Consider the following 15,839-nt stretch of genomic DNA (forward strand, 5'->3'; position numbering starts at 1 on the left):
AGAAGCTGGGACCCAAGACGTTCCGGAGGAAGGGATGGGTTCCGCTTTTTGCAGGGTGTGGAATGTAAGAAAAGGATATGCCCTTATTACCAGCTTGCATTTGGGCATTAAATAGAAAAACACGAGCGTATACTATCACTTTTTAAAGAGGGTTTAGCTAAAGTTCAATACCATTGCAAAGTATAGTGCTTTTAATAAGGCCTCTCTCAAATTACGGAAATCTATTAGTAACGATTATTAATTTCACAGAGAAAATCAAGCACGCTCCTCGTTACTTGCTACTTGAAGCTAATTAAATATTCGTTGTTAAACTACAGATTTTATCGGAAGGTAATCGTGCTGGATTGATGGATCGACTTTGAATTTTTGAGGTCTAATTTTTAAATTATTCATCCATAGGAGCCTCCATGAAAATCGTTATGCTATCGATCCTATCAATTAGTTTTTACACAAATTGCATTTTAGACCCTTTTTACTCAGTAAAAGACCGAAATGACCCTTCTCAAGTTTCGAGACAGGAAGCCGAAGAAAAAATATTCGCAACTGCTGTACTCAAAGTTACTATTTGCGGGGAAATGAGCCAAAAAGGAATTTTGACGAGAGTATTCTTGAGCGTCGGGGATAATCTCTGCTATGGTTACAAGCCTCCCTTTGAAACAGATAACAGTAAAAATCTTCAAAGCTGCAAGAATCAGGATAGCTATGTTTCTACGGATAATTTGGATTCATGCGTAAGTGAAATACTATTAAGTCCATGTGAAAACTCTTCAGATGTAAATCTCGCATTTAGTATCGGCTATCACGCTTGCTCAAGTATGCTCAATACAAGGGGTAGGATTAGTTTTTACTAATAAGGTATTAATGATTTATTCTTCTTCATATTCATTAATAAAAATATTTCAAATTATGATCATTGCGTGCTTGACTGTTTTCTCTATAATAAATATCGAGCTCTTTTTTCATCCTTGCGGTTTTTCCTAACTCGGCATTTTTTTCATGGATTGTTTTCCGGTTTAAAACTACACTAAAAAACAGAAAGCGGATCCGTCCGGCGAAGACAGTTCCGCTTTTTAAGAGTGCTTGTGCCACAGTTAGGATCTGGAGCCAATTTTGTTTATTAAAAGTTGAACAATTAAATAATAGGCAGAAATAACAAATCTGTCAATCGAAGATTCTAACTGTGGCACTCCTCGATAAAATTTAGGAGGCCAGTTATGGCATTTAATAACACAGGGATAATCCAAACCCTTCGTGATGATTTTTCACAAGAATTTGGATTATATCAAAATCCAGCAAATAAAGAAATTCATTTCGTTCGAGTGACCAAAGACGCTTACGGCAAATATCATCCGTCTGATTTTTGCTCAGTTTGTGAACGGATTTACTTTGGTAAAAGAGTGACTTTACTTCCTGGAGAATTTGAGAAAGGAAAAAAGGCTTTTGCTGAAGCATATTTGAGTTTCGGAAGAAGACTTTGTTCTTCGTGCGGAGCGCGATTCTTAGCTTCAATTTAATAAGAATTTAGGAAGGGGGAAACTTTCATTCCACCTTCCTAATCCTATTCATAGTAATAGGTTACTTCCGATAATGGTAATTCTGTCACTTTAGAATTATGTCTCATTTGAGATTAGCCATTCATGTAATATTAAATGTCTTATATTTATGCATTTAAGACAATTTCAATTATGTGTAGAAATCTATTTTTGGTTCCTTATCTTTCTTTCCTCTTTAAAAAGTCCTGAAGTTTGACTTGCATAAAGTTCAAATAAAAATTCCAACCTCTTGATATCATTTAGAAAAGCGTTCGATCTATAAGCGAGGTCGACTGCCTTGTCGAGATCTCTATGGGCTTTCACTAACTTTTGAGGCATAGAAAGTGGTCCATATAAATCAGCCAGAGATGAGTTATGAAATTCTCCTCGTATATCAATTATTTGTTGAGAAATTTCTTCAATTGCTTTGATTCGTTTTTCATTTGGATTATCAGGCCAAACAAAAGTGTTATAAGTATATTTAACTGAATAGCGAATATCACTTTTTAATCTTCCCGCTGTAGTCCGAGTCCAAACCATATGCATCTTACTAGATAGGATTCCGAAATCGTATAAACTTGCTTTGGGAATTATTTGTAAATCGTTGGCGGCGATTATAGTATGTGGTAAAAAACCAATTGGTAGCACTCTTCTATTTTCAGAAGATGTTCGTGGAATTGCTAAATAATTACCCTGCGTTGGTTGACGATTCTCCGTAAAAAGCATGGGGGTCGCTGCTTTTGCTCGTGTTGCGGCTTTTTCGCTTTCAAGACGCATTGTTCTAACCAACTCGACTCGTTTTAGAATTAATGGCATTTTTCGAAGTTGATCTGGATCACAATCAATTAACCATAAACAGTAACGTTCAATATTGTTAAGAAAATCTTCTGCGCCTAAATATTTTCTTATGTATCTTTTCGCATCAGGTTCATTTTGTATTAACTCTTTCCTCTCCTGTGAAGATAAAATTAAGTTACCCCCATCGGCAGGAATACTTCCATTTACAATTTTCTTCACATTGGAAATGGGTTTTGATCTGCCTTCCGCAATTATATCTGTTGAATCTATTAGATATGGATTTATATTAGTTGCCGAAATTGCATGTGGCTCACCGTTTACATCGTCGTATTCATAAATAATTGGATTCTTTTGTTTTTTAAGACCAAAGCCAATAATTACGCAATGCACAGCCGCCACACCTTTCGCTTCATTTTTCCATTTAAAAGTACGATGAGCGAAATTAATTATTATTCCTTCATGTAATAACCACTTCCAAAGCAGTACAACTTGTTCGCCTTGAGTGATACTATTTGTCGAAACAAAAGCACATCGTATTTCTTTATTTTTAGATGATTTTATATATTTCGTTGCCTTTACATACCAGGCTCCAACAAAATCAATTGAACCTTGGCTCTTTAAGCTACCAAAAGCGAATTCTGCGCTTGACTTTTGTTCTTCGGACAATCGTTTACTTCCTATAAACGGTGGGTTACCCATTATAAATGATAGTTTTTCTTGCGAAATGACTTTGTTCCAATCGATTAATAACGCATCGCCATGAAATATATTTGCCGACTTTCTTAAAGGCAATCGAACAAAATATTGCCCAAATTCGTCACTTGCAAGCATATTCATCTGATGATCGATGAGCCACATAGCTACTTCCGCAATACGTGCTGGGAATTCTTCATATTCAATTCCATACATCATGTCCACGTCGATCGAAAGTATTGCCGATACATCAAGAATGCCTTGACCAGACTTATGCAATTGTTTAAGAATTTTAATTTCAAGGAGTCGAAGTTCGCGATAGGTAATTACCAGAAAGTTACCGCACCCGCAAGCAGGATCAAGAAACTTCAATTCAGTAATTTTCTTATGTAACTCAATCAACTTAGATTTGCTTCCTTTGCAAATCTCAAATTCAGCGACTAAATCATCTAAAAATAATGGCTTAATTAATTTAAGAATATTCTTTTCACTTGTATAATGAGCTCCTAAGTTACGGCGTTCATCAGGATTCATCACACTTTGAAACATAGATCCAAAAATTGCAGGCGATATTTTGCTCCAATCAAGATAACAGCAATCCAAAAGGGCTTGACGCATTTTCTTGTCGAAGCTGGCAATAGGGAGCGTTTCCTCAAATAACTTTCCATTTACATACGGAAAATCTGCAATTTGTTCATCAAGATTTCTAAGTCGTTTGTCTTTTGGTGTATTTAATACTTGAAACAACTCTTGCAATCTGCTTGCTAGATCACTTCCATCTTCACCGCTTCGTTGTTCAATATAATCTTGAAATTGAAGTTTATTAAATATAGTTGTATCTTCGGCAAATAGACAAAATAGCAAACGAACAAGAAAAACTTCCAGAGGATGTCCTATATACCCAACATCTTTCAATTGATCATGTAAATTCCCCATTAAATCGGCCGCTTTTATATTTACAGGATCTTGTTCTTTATAAGTTCGTTTTTGATACCCTGCAATAAAACTAAAATGTTGAACATTTTTAACGAATTCTTTAAGTTTAAATTCGACGGTCGTCTGTTCTTCGGAATCGTATAGTCGAAAAGTCACAAAATCACAAACTAAAATGTATTTTGGAACTTCAGACTCTTTTAGCCCTTGAACGTATTCGATTGCTTGAGAAAAGGCTTTATCTAAATCTTTCCCTAAGCTCTTCATTTCAACAAGAATCATTCCTTTCCAAAGAAGATCGATGTAACCATCGGATTCATTAAGCTTTTTTACTTTATGTTCAAAAAATCCCACGCGCTTCCGGCTAATTCCAAATACATCGAAAAAAGCATCAAGAAAGGACTTTGCATCCGCTTCCTCGCTTGTGGTTCCTTCCCATTCTTTTGAGAACCTTACTGCCCTATCTTTTATTTCATTCCAACTTAATGCCATTTATTCGCTCTCGTCTCTATTAATTAGCAAGCTAATTGTAAAATTTAAGTTCAATTCAAGAATAATTATACTAAATTTCAATAAAGATGATTTAGAACAATTTTATTCTTAATTTTTCTTTGAATTAATTATACTTTTGATTCCGCCAAGCAATCGGCGACATGAACTTTCAGGAGATAAGGAAGGTCAATATTCGATTTCCATTGATTTGCAATTTAGAATTGTATTTTCTTAGAATGGCGGAAACGCAGAAAAGGTAGAAATTGTCGATTATCATTAAGGGGTGGCGAAATGAGTAAAAGTTTTCTTAACATACATCCAGGAGAATACCTTTCGGACCTTCTTATAGAGTTAGAAATTACTGCGTATTAACCATCGAAAATTACTGGAATCCCGAACTCTAACTTATACGATATTATTTCTGGCAAACGTGGGATATCTGCTGACGTTTCTGCGAGGCTTGGTCGTTTCTTTGAACAATTAGATTCCTGTTGACTAAACTTGCAAAATAGTTTTGAACTTCGCCAGATTCAGCATGATCGAGAAAAGGAACTAAGAGTCTTCACACAATGCCGAGCTTTTCAATTATTTCCGTAGTTAATGTAAATGGCAATTTCAAAAATAGATATTGAAATCCTAAGCTTGAGCAAGAACGTTTATTTAAATTGAGGTAAATTAGAATGTGCGAGATTTTCGATTTCATTGAAGGCTACGGTTTATATAATCTCATGAAGGATGCTTTCACGGGCGGATTGGCATATTTGACTTATTGGACAGCCAGGTCTGCTTTAAATACATGGAAGAAAGAGCTGGCCGGAAAAGATAAATATATGTTATCGAAAAGAATTTTGATGAATATATATTCCTATCGGGCCGATATTAGACAGCTTAGAACTCCAATTCAATTCGCTGAAATAGGTTATGGTTCAGATCGCGCAAGCCAGCAAGAAGATTCCATATTAAACAATCGGTGGCAAGCCGTATCTGACCAATTTTCTAAATTGGAATTAGATTTCTTAGAAGCTATAGTAGTTTATGGAAATCATATGAATGAATATTTAAAAAAATTACAATCGTATCATTGGAACCTTTGGATTACTTATCTTGGTTATACAGTAAATAAAGACAAAGGGACGAGAGAGGGACTTTACAGTAAACTTTTTTACAATATTCAAGATGTTTCAGGAAGCGAGGATTTAGAATTAAAGGATCTGGTACAAGCCATCGAACACCTTCTTGAAAATTATTTATCAAGAAACTGAATTTTAAGCTTTACTTTCGATAAATCTATTTATATGTCTTGGGATAATCGATCAGCCAGGCGATGTAATCCTCAATATATTTTTGTAGTCGCCTTGCTGAAAATTGAATAGCCTTAACACTCTTCAGAAGGCCGTCCTGCTTTTTATCTTTTGGAATCATTACAACGTAAGCTTTTTCCTATTTCTTCGCGCATAAGAAATCTAAGTGAGAGCCCGTTCAAGACCCATTAATTACCAATCATAAGCTTGAAGTAACCTAACCCCTTCGGTCTTTATAAAGCGCCATTTATCAGGTTCTATTTTATCAATTAAATCCTTAAATGGATTCTTTCGTATTCGTGCAATTTCTATTTTTAAATTCAGGTGTTCATCTACTAATTCATGTCCGAGAATATATTCATCGTGATTTCTAATATAATCAATATACTCCATATTCAATTATCCACTTCAAAAAGTAACTTTGGAAAAGAAAGCTCTATTCGTGATGGAATCAACAGGCGACTTCCGATAATATGTAATTCTGTCGCGATTCCCCGGATCCTCTAATGAGAGTACCCATTCATCCTTTACACATCGTACTCAATTATGAGCTAAACATTTACATTTTAAAACTTATCTGGATAAAAGCGTTATAAATATAATCTACGTACTCAAGTCCGCCGAATACCCTGAGCCCCAAGTTTCTAGATAAATCATATGAAGAATCTAATGAATGAACATCTTTCGACCTAGGTCTGGCCACCGCACCTAATACACCCGCCCCCCACGAAATTACGATTTGATCTGAAATGGAATAATTTAAGGCTACTTCTAATTCTTTTCCGATATAAGTCGATCTTGTTGCTTCATCGAAATTATTGTACCCCAAAGAGTTACGGGAATCCTGATATCCATTTCGGATCACCAAGTCTCCGAATAAATAAAAGTAGTTAAATTTACCTGAAAGATAAAGATTATAAAATGCGGGTGTTCTAAATCGCAAAGAAATCTGCGGTCCGTAGGAATGAGATCCTAAATACAAAAAAAAGGAATCCCCTTGATTCAAACTTAAATTTGAATTTATATATCGTAAACCACCACCAATTCCAACCTTATCGCTGAAAACATTCCAAATCAAGTTAAGCTCTGTATCGAATCTATAATAACTTCCAATGCTATAATCTTTTACATAACAGTCGTCGTTCGAACAGTATATTGTGGTTTTACTTAAATTTGATTTCTTCAGTTCAAAGAAATTTGTTTCTAGGTAAGAATTTATTTTGGGTAAGAAAAACTTAAATCCGAAATAAATATTTGTAGTACGCTTATTTCGATTATCTATGAAAAAGGGATATTTTTCTTCAAACCATTTTGATTCGAGTGTTTCGATCACAGACGACTGTCTTCGAATAATTAATTCATATTTTGGTTCAAATTTTGGCTTTTGAATTTCAGGCTTTATTTGCTCTTCTTCGGCAAACAAGAAACTGCTAAATAGAAAGCACCCGGTGATGAAGTATTTGAATGTGGTTTTCATTAAATCCTTTTATTTTGAAAATTGTCAGCAGGAATCTACGAAACTTAATTAGCAATTAAATAAATTATGCCATATCTGAACAAACGTAAAGTTACTTACGTTCCTTCTTCTAATGAAATATCTAGCGAATAAATATTAAAATTTAATTCCAGACTATCCAAATAATCATTTATAATCTCTTCATCCTTCCTCTGGCTTTCTTCTTCAATATCGTAAAGACTCTCTGTATTTGATACAATCGCACATACATAAGAGTCTAACGAGCGTTTAATTATGAACGCATTTTGTTTCTTTTTTTCTTTCGAGTATTTGGGAACAGGGAAAAATGATCTGAATTCAAGATTCATAGCATCAAATTTTCTTAGAAGAGTATTATGATAAAATAATTTAATTTCCATGACTCCAAGTCCGCATGGATGATTTTTATTTACCCATTTTTCCTTGAATCGTTCACTTGGCTCTTTCGACACCTACACAAGCCTAAACTCTGGAAAAGGCTTAAAATAAAACTCCTGTTCGCTCGACCCTTTTCATTCGGATGGAATCATTAAGAATCCTAAAGCTCTTTCCAAGGGATCCTTTAGAATACCGAATCTTTCCTTCCATAATTGACTCTTTTCTATATTTCACTGTCTCCTTATTGATCACCCATTTAAGATCATTTAGTAGTATAAGCTCGAAAATCATGATCTCTTGAAGCTTTAAAATATAAATAGCAAGAATTCAGGTGACGGATTCCATCTATACATTTATCCAAACAGTCTTCTCTACTTGAACCTTCAAAGAAGGAGTAGGGATACTCCCTATAGCACTTCGATTTACAATTATCGAAATTCAGAGAGCATCTCTTCAATTGTTCATAATAACTCGATTGATCTGATTCAACGTTCATTGTCAAAGGTGGAAGCTTTTTTTTGACTTTTTCTTTTGAAGACAAAATTTGACTAAATACTAGTGCAAACAAAGAATACAATAAAATATATCTCACGTTACCAACAAGGCTTATAATTATTATGCCAGCTTCCGAAGTATTGTTGAAAGTATTTATTTATTACCATACATTTTAGCATTATTGAATAAACGAATATCGCTCATATTGCGCTTATCGTAATCGCCACAAAATTATTAAAAATTATCTTCTTTATAATTTGAATCATTATAAAGTTGCGACAAATATTTCTCTTATTGCTATTCTCCTTTTTATAATAAATTTTTAGAGAAGTTAAGAATGCAAAATTTTTTCTATTTTTACGATCTTGTAAATCCAGAATTTATTCATCGGTATTAAATTCATCTAATTATGTTAAAAGAATACGAATTCTTATTCTTTTCTTGATCGCTAATCTCAACGATTAACGGAATGTTCTTTTGGGAAAAACAACTCTCTGGAAAAAATATTAGCACTCTTAACGTTTCTTTTGTCCAAATATCAACGTTGGATGCAGTAGGTTCATATTGCCAGCTATAGGATTCACTCGGATACTTCGGATAAGCAAAGATGTGAGGTCTCAATATGCCTAAGTCTAAACGATCAAATACAATAAACGTATATGGGAAAACGATCTTTTCTGCCGGAAGACAATCACTCAATTTTGGTTCAACACTTAAATTTACCAATTCAGATTTTGAATCCCGTCTTCGGCTACCTATTATCAATAAAAATCCAATCCTAGATTTCAAATCCAAATTGAATAACTTTTCGACTTCTTCCTTAGTTACCTTTGTATCTGTATAATTGTTAGCATCTTCTTTGATAGATTCAAAATTATCTGGATTAAGCCTAACTGCTTTTACAAAGATTTTATTATCTATCGGACTACTTGAGCGTAAGTTCTCCTTTAAATATATATTAGATCTAATTCCTGGAGAAACAAATCTTCCGTCATTGCATGAGATCATAAACAGAATTAGAAAAGAGAGCGAACTTCTAAGAATTATTTTCATTTTTTGGTCAAGACCTAAAATCTACTTATTTTTCCCCGCTAGTAATTTCATCATCTTCATCCGGAGTTCCATGTCCCCCGGATCCATCAAAAGCAATGCCGAGTTTGTATTTTTCAACTTGAACCATTAAAACGATGTCCGGGCTTGATACTGCCAAGTTACACCCTCCGAAAGGGCTACTTTGATTTCCACTCTTGCATTGGAATTTTACTCCAACAAACACTTTATAGACAATCAATATTCCGACATATCGATCAAATTCGATTTAATAGCATTAATTGCTTTTCGACTTTGATCGAAATTACAATAAAGGAGGAGGAGAGATTTCCATTTCTCTTATGCAATAAGGCCAGTCCCCAAAAGTAATGGTTATCGGGAATAAAATAGCTCCAGCGATTGTTTCAATTATACTCAGTATTTTATTATCTCTAAATAATTTGATATAACTATCTTTATTTGATATTTTCAATTTATGATTCAAGATTATTTCATCCAAATCATTGTCTGGAATAACAACTTGGTATCTAAAAATAGTTCTACAATGGAAAAAATTCCTTTCTTCATTTTCAATGACCATAACTTTTCCGCGAAACTCAGAATAGAAAGGTATAGTAAATGAACTTCCAAAAAAGCGTTCTCGAAAGATAATCGTCCCGTCTGTATCCCGTAATTCTACTTTATTCTTTTCAAATTTGTTTGCTTCTGTAGGTAGAGTAACTTTTAATTTCTTGATAGCTACAGATTCGGATAAATTCGAAGTAGACCATCCTAATATAAAAGTAACGCCAACTAGGATAAAATTCAGCATACTTTTATTTTTTGCCTTCATAGTATACAATTAGCGCCAATAAACGATCGAGAATTGGTTCTCCAATTGCAATAGTAATAAAAGCAAGATAGACCTTAGTTTCTTCCGGATTTTGCTTCCCAACATGTGTATAATATTTATAAGAATCGTATAAACAATTTGGACTTGGACTACCTCCGTCACCTTTCCCAGAACAAGATCGATTCCAGTTTTTAAAGAGCTTCATATCTTTAGTCGTAACTTGTTTATTAAACCACTCTTTAGATTTTGACAGTCCAAATTGATGATAGACACGACTATTTTCAAAAACCCTCCATCGATCATGAGAAATGAAAGTTGCCTTACTTAACCCTTTAGTTATTCCACCTGAGCTCAATCGTTTCGAAATATTTTTATCCCCAAAATGTTTACCGATCATATGCCCGATGATTCGGTTAAGCATGTGAATCCAAGCATTGTTACCAGTTGGATCATTATACTGCAATGGATTTCCATCAACATACATATAAAGATTACTTCCTGGTAAAGTTTGAGAATTCACAATCGAATCAGCCTGCAAAAATATTGTTTGCTATCAAACCACTAAGTTTTCCAGTCTCCTTTTCTACATTAGGAATTTCTTTCTTATTAACAATCTGAAGTTGATCAATCACTAATTTAACATAGCCAGAAGTTAAGAAAATTATATACTCTTCCAACACTCCTACACAAATCCCAATTTGTTCCCGAGGTTTTTCAATAACGTTCGTTAGCATCGATTTCAGGCTAGTAACAAGCGGGGCATCCGGAGAATTAAATAAGAAAGCAAAAGAAGAAGAATATTCTGAAACCACGACATGACCTATATAATCTTTCTGCGGATCCTTAGGATGCTTTTTTTTAATTACCAAATTCTCTCGCTTATAACCTACACTATCGGCGAAGAGCTTTAGTAACTTGCTTTCATTATTTTTGTCATTCTCTCTAATCCTTTCCGTTTTTTCATCTATTTCATTCGTTTTAATTTGAATTGTATCTCTAAATTTATTTTCAATTTTAAATTCAGTTATTTTATCCATGTAAAGATTCTTATAAGAATATAAGTTTTTTTTATTTTCCCCGATGGTCTTGTAGATATGCGCAATATAATCGAAGAATACATTGGGGATAACGTAAATCGTTGAATATCCAAATGCCCAGAATATTGGCTCAAACCAACAAATTGAATATATTGAGAGAAACGTATTAAATTGCAAAAATTTGTTCTTTTCGAAAAGGAGAATATAGAACAATTCCCAGTTATAAACTATAAAGGCAGTAATGAATGAGAAATAAAATGGACTCCCGAATCGTTCAGACGCGGAGGATTTTAACTGATCCCACAGTGAGCTTTCTGTTTTGTTCTTATTTTCATTTTCCATATTTTATTCGATAGATTTATTTTATATAAATGGAGGCAAAGTCTTTTAAAGTAAAATTATAATAAAATACCTTAATTTACAAATATTAGAGTAAAGTTTCGAGCGGTCTCCATTAGTCGCGAATAATTTATATCCGTTTCCTATTTCGTTCAGGAACCTGGAACCTTTTCCGACTCCACTTCCGATATTATGTAATTCTGTCGCGATTCCCACTACCCATTTAAAAAAAGATTCGAAAAACCGAAGTAAGCTTGAGACGCAAATCGCTAAAAATTAATTCCTACACCCACTTTAGCAGAACATTCTTGTAAAGACCAAACGTGCCTGTCTTTTTCGTTTAAAATATTCTTTAAAGTTCCGTTAGTCACTCTATAAGCGTCGTAATTATTGCCTACTGCCTCGGCAAGTAAATAAAGCCCATTGCTTAGGAAATACCTGGTTCCAATCATAAGACTACTTTGCTATATTTTCGAGTCGGTAACGCCTTCCTTTCCATACCCAAAAGCTATTTTAACATACGGATCAAAATCTGATCCCTTCAAAAAATGATAAGATAAATTTATATTCGCAGTCCTAATTTTTAAAAACTCATTTTCATGATGAGTCTGATATGGAAGTAAAATTTCGTAGGTATTGAGTTGATCAATCGAAAAACCTGTGAATCCAGGTGTTACATTTTTAATATAACTTAAATCAAGTAATGATTCAAATTTTAAATAGCTAAGATGAGAAGCTTGAAAATTTGAACCGTTTAGGCTAAGCCCAATCCCAACAGTAGATTTTATAACGTATTCAAAAAGGAGACTGGTAGTCTGTCCAAATAGCTTCGGCTTTGGAGAATTTTCAAAAGCGTAAACACTTGCAAGCTTCTCTTCTCGAGTACCATAGTTGTATGTATAATACCCGATCACATCAGGTTGCGTATTTATATTATTGTCCTTATCCATGACGCTATCATCAATTCTATTAAGTTTCGCTTTTGGATATTTGATTCCTTCTGAATAGGTGGCTTCATTAAATAGATTCCTCCTTTTCGAATCAGATTCAGCAAATATACCTGATGCCATTATAAATATAAGCGATACGATTATTTTTTTCTTCATTTAAATCCTTTTTTTAATAATTTATTTTTTTTAGTCTATCGCAGGGCGAATTAGGCTTCTCGAACCTCGTGTCAACCGAAGTAACGAAGCAAATTTGCTTTTTCCTGTGATTAATCCGGGCGGGATCGTGTATGACAAAACGGAGAGAGATGTCGGAGGTATTTGAAGTCTTTGCAATCATACTATAGTTAAATTTATTATTTGTTTTTTATTTTTTTAGATTTCGATATTTTGGAGGAAGTCTTACTTAAATCGGCGTATAATATTACTTCATTAAATCTTCGGAAATCATGTAATGTCCTACAGAAAAACTTAATGTGGGCGCTCCCCAAAGGAAAGACCAGAAATATAAAAAAAAAGAAATAATCTACAACGATCAAAATATTCGTAGAAATTAAGAACTACTAAATAATAAACCATCAATGCAGTTGCAAATCCTATTAAAGACGTTCCGGAGTTACGCAATAAATGAGCAAATTTTTCAGATCTTTCAGTGGCTTCCTTAATAAGCGGTGAATTTCCAGAACGCGAATGCCAAAGTGTATTAAAAATTCCCCAGGCATTTTCTTTAGTTATTTTGTCTAATACAGACTGTCCAGTGGCAAAGTCTTTAAAATCTATGGAAATTAGTTTATCGTTCTTCAATTTATTTGCGAATGCTGAATAATCAATTCTCATACACGGCATTGTTCTATAGATTAAGTTATAAATGAAGCCAATGCCGATTGTAAAAAAAGTAAAAAGAGCAATCTCTAATGTAGAAGGTAAATTTGAATTCTTATCCTGAGTTATTTGCAATACACTTTTCCAATTCATGGAAAGGGAAAAAAGAATTATGAATTCAGTGATAGAAGAAATTCCGGGTAACGCAAATCTAAAAATACTATAAAAATCGTTCATTTACTTTTTTCTCTTTATGGATTAAAACTTTATAATTTAAATTTATTTCGCATATTAACAATTTGATGTATACAGAGTATTCAATTTATGTTAGAAAATTCAGGCCACATTTCTAAAAATTGAGTTTATGAAGTATTTTTGGCCAATGTCTTATTCATAACCCTCAATTTCGTTCCAAATTCTTAGCAAGGATTATTGTTTGACAGGATTTCATTTTCTTTCTGAATTCGGAGAAAGCAGAGGGCATGATTTTTACTCGGTCGCGTTTTAAAATCTTACACTTTTTCAATTTGCTCTAAATTTAAGTTCCACCCCTATTTTTTCCTAACATCCCAAATAGCGGGACTCCTTGCTTCTACAGAATGAGGAGAAACTTTCAATCCAAAAGTCCGCTTCAAAACTGGTACGATTCCCGTTCGCAAAGGTTTAATCACCTGAAAAACATATTATATAGCATTGGAGTTTATATCTGTGAAGAATATTGAAACTTTTTTCTCCTAAAGCACTTTTAAAAAATCAATTAAAGGCGGTCTTAATATTAGAAAAATCTCCCATAAATAGGCTGGAATTATTGGTTGAAATGTTTAAATCTAGTAATTTAATTATAAAAGATAAACTTTGCGTCTGCAATTAACAGGTAATTAAAATGAAGAGTTCAACAATATTAGGAAACAGCACATTAAGTGTGAATCGAATTGGTCTTGGTTGCATGGGCATGTCTGAGTTTTACGGTCCATTTAATGAAACAGAATCAATAAATACTCTTCACAGAGCAGTTGATTTAGGCGTTAATTTTTTTGATACAGCAGATATGTATGGTAGTGGAGCAAATGAAAAACTCCTTGGGAAAGCATTTAAGGGCAAATGGGATAAAGTTGTTTTGGCGACAAAATTTGCAGTGATGAGAGGTCCGAATGGAGAATGGTTTGGACTCAATGGACAACCTGAATATATTCAAAAAGCCTGCGAGCAAAGTCTTTCAAATTTAGGTGTGGAATCTATTGATTTATATTATATGCATCGCCAAGCACCGGATGTTGAGATTGAAGTTATAGTTGGCGCAATGTCTGATTTGGTCAAACAAGGAAAAGTAAAGTGCATTGGTTTATCAGAGGTAAATGCCGAAACGATACGCAGAGCCCACAAAGTTCATCCAGTAACCGCGATTCAATCGGAATACTCTTTGTGGAGTCGTGAACCAGAACAAGAAATCTTTGAAGTTTGTAAAGAACTTGGAATTACTTTTGTTTCATACAGTCCATTAGGTCGAGGTTTTTTAACGGGAGCAATTCAAAGTCGTGCTGATTTTGAGGCTGGTGACTTTAGACTAAATAACCCACGATTTACAGAGGATGCAATTAAAGAGAATATCAAATTTGTTGAAGTAATAGATCAATTAGCGAAAGCCAAAGGAGTAACGAAAGCACAGATTGCTCTGTCCTGGATATTGAGTCAAAATGAGAATATTACAGCAATTCCTGGTACAAGAAAAATTCATCGTCTCGAAGAAAATTTAGGAGCATATAAAGTTATTCTTACTCATGGCGATATGCAACTTATTGAATCGTCTATACCTAAAATGACCGCTGGAAGTCGTTACTAACGTAACCAGGGTTGTGTCTGAAGGGATTCCTGTTATACCTCGAGGCCTTGCAGAGTTTATCTGCTTCCTCATTCATCTAAGAGAGCGTTCAGGTTTCTTCCACTGAACCTCTTTCAATTCTTTCCGCGAGTTGTCTCATCCACTTGGATTACTTTCAAGTGCGCTTTTTCTTCTTTTGTTCTCATTTGGGGTTCTACTTTTTTTTTGAATTTACTTCACTACAAATTCAATCGGAAGAGAGCCTTCTCTTTGATTCTTAAATGTGCGAAAGATTTAGGACGTTATCTGCTAAGCTAAATGCCTTTTATAGAGAAACTGAGCAAAATGAGAAAGAGAGAAATACCGTAAATTGGTCTCGATCCGCCGAAGGAAACTGCACTTCTAAAAATCTTAGAATGTTGATAGATCCGCATCGGCAACTTTCGGCTTGGGACCATTGCTTTCATCGCTCAAAAATTAGCTTAAAACATTTGTATGATGATTCTTGGCAAAAATCATTTAGGCTATGCTGGAATTCTATTGAAAGAATTTCGAATTACTGGAAAAAAAATACAAAATTATATTTATGAAACTTCTAACCTCGAAAATCAACGTGAAAGCCTGTCCGAACTGAAAGCATTGGTTCGGCATAATCACTCAGAAACGAATTATTCGAAAAGAGAATATTTGGTTTTTTAAGATCACGTGTAAATCTTGCAACCTTAGCTCAAAGGAATTTATCTTACTTGATGAAGCTCGATTGGATTGAAATAAAACTGCTTCTAGCAATTCTAACCTGTGTACTACTAGCGACCTCGTCCAACTATCTTTACTTTTTCTTTTAAATGCAATTTATTTTTCAGAACTTCATAAGGG

14 protein-coding genes and 1 pseudogene are annotated in these 15,839 nt (G+C 34.0%); 4 read left to right on the plus strand and 11 right to left on the minus strand.

All coding sequences use genetic code 11. The features are described 5' to 3' along the window. The first annotated feature begins 1,214 nt into the window (after nucleotides 1-1,214). Nucleotides 1,215-1,514, plus strand: a complete 300-nt coding sequence (locus DLM75_RS23630; protein ID WP_118970973.1) for a hypothetical protein — start codon at nucleotides 1,215-1,217, stop codon at nucleotides 1,512-1,514. A gap of 183 nt (nucleotides 1,515-1,697) precedes the next feature. Here the strand turns inward: DLM75_RS23630 and DLM75_RS23635 are convergent, their stop codons facing one another. Continuing rightward, complete coding sequence (locus DLM75_RS23635; protein WP_118970974.1) at nucleotides 1,698-4,448, minus strand: DNA methyltransferase; 2,751 nt, start codon at nucleotides 4,446-4,448, stop codon at nucleotides 1,698-1,700. Between the two features lie 133 nt (nucleotides 4,449-4,581). Between DLM75_RS23635 and DLM75_RS25105 the strand changes: the two are divergent. Together DLM75_RS25105 and DLM75_RS23650 are read left to right on the plus strand one after the other, a co-directional pair. Beyond that, nucleotides 4,582-4,683: pseudogene (locus DLM75_RS25105) on the plus strand (type II toxin-antitoxin system RelE/ParE family toxin); the annotation flags it as partial. 517 nt (nucleotides 4,684-5,200) lie between these two features. Beyond that, nucleotides 5,201-5,710 (plus strand): hypothetical protein, encoded by a 510-nt coding sequence (locus tag DLM75_RS23650; protein ID WP_147456699.1) that lies wholly within the window; start codon nucleotides 5,201-5,203, stop codon nucleotides 5,708-5,710. Between the two features lie 231 nt (nucleotides 5,711-5,941). Here the strand turns inward: DLM75_RS23650 and DLM75_RS23655 are convergent, their stop codons facing one another. From DLM75_RS23655 to DLM75_RS23710, 10 genes are all read right to left on the minus strand, one after another. Then, complete coding sequence (locus tag DLM75_RS23655; protein WP_118970976.1) at nucleotides 5,942-6,142, minus strand: hypothetical protein; 201 nt, start codon at nucleotides 6,140-6,142, stop codon at nucleotides 5,942-5,944. Nucleotides 6,143-6,308: 166 nt separating this feature from the next. Beyond that, nucleotides 6,309-7,226: a hypothetical protein gene (locus tag DLM75_RS23660; protein WP_118970977.1), complete on the minus strand. Its 918-nt coding sequence runs from the start codon at nucleotides 7,224-7,226 to the stop codon at nucleotides 6,309-6,311. Between the two features lie 95 nt (nucleotides 7,227-7,321). Further along, a complete protein-coding gene (locus DLM75_RS23665) occupies nucleotides 7,322-7,696 on the minus strand; it encodes a hypothetical protein (RefSeq protein WP_118970978.1) in 375 nt (124 codons plus the stop codon). Between the two features lie 820 nt (nucleotides 7,697-8,516). After that, nucleotides 8,517-9,170, minus strand: a complete 654-nt coding sequence (locus tag DLM75_RS23675; protein WP_118970980.1) for a hypothetical protein — start codon at nucleotides 9,168-9,170, stop codon at nucleotides 8,517-8,519. A 25-nt stretch (nucleotides 9,171-9,195) separates the two neighbouring features. Beyond that, on the minus strand, nucleotides 9,196-9,327 hold the full coding sequence (locus DLM75_RS24860; protein ID WP_277738630.1) for a hypothetical protein: 132 nt from the start codon (nucleotides 9,325-9,327) through the stop codon (nucleotides 9,196-9,198). A 144-nt stretch (nucleotides 9,328-9,471) separates the two neighbouring features. Next, nucleotides 9,472-9,999, minus strand: coding sequence for a hypothetical protein (locus DLM75_RS23685; protein ID WP_147456700.1), 528 nt, complete (start codon nucleotides 9,997-9,999; stop codon nucleotides 9,472-9,474). Next, complete coding sequence (locus tag DLM75_RS24785) at nucleotides 9,983-10,483, minus strand: hypothetical protein (RefSeq protein ID WP_241548033.1); 501 nt, start codon at nucleotides 10,481-10,483, stop codon at nucleotides 9,983-9,985. The genes DLM75_RS23685 and DLM75_RS24785 overlap by 17 nt, the downstream gene beginning before the upstream one ends. Before the next feature lie 43 nt (nucleotides 10,484-10,526). Then, entirely contained in the window at nucleotides 10,527-11,036 is a 510-nt protein-coding gene (locus DLM75_RS24165; protein WP_147456701.1) for a hypothetical protein, read from the minus strand. An 803-nt stretch (nucleotides 11,037-11,839) separates the two neighbouring features. Then, nucleotides 11,840-12,481, minus strand: a complete 642-nt coding sequence (locus DLM75_RS23705) for a hypothetical protein (protein WP_118970985.1) — start codon at nucleotides 12,479-12,481, stop codon at nucleotides 11,840-11,842. A gap of 312 nt (nucleotides 12,482-12,793) precedes the next feature. Further along, nucleotides 12,794-13,381 (minus strand): hypothetical protein, encoded by a 588-nt coding sequence (locus DLM75_RS23710; RefSeq protein ID WP_118970986.1) that lies wholly within the window; start codon nucleotides 13,379-13,381, stop codon nucleotides 12,794-12,796. Nucleotides 13,382-14,027: 646 nt separating this feature from the next. Here DLM75_RS23710 and DLM75_RS23715 point away from each other — a divergent pair. Beyond that, the gene (locus DLM75_RS23715) at nucleotides 14,028-14,984 is read left to right on the plus strand and encodes an aldo/keto reductase (RefSeq protein ID WP_118970987.1); all 957 of its coding nucleotides are present in this window, start codon (nucleotides 14,028-14,030) and stop codon (nucleotides 14,982-14,984) included. The last annotated feature ends 855 nt before the right edge of the window (nucleotides 14,985-15,839 follow it).

The sequence above is a fragment of the Leptospira stimsonii genome (assembly GCF_003545885.1).
Lineage (GTDB): Bacteria > Spirochaetota > Leptospiria > Leptospirales > Leptospiraceae > Leptospira > Leptospira stimsonii.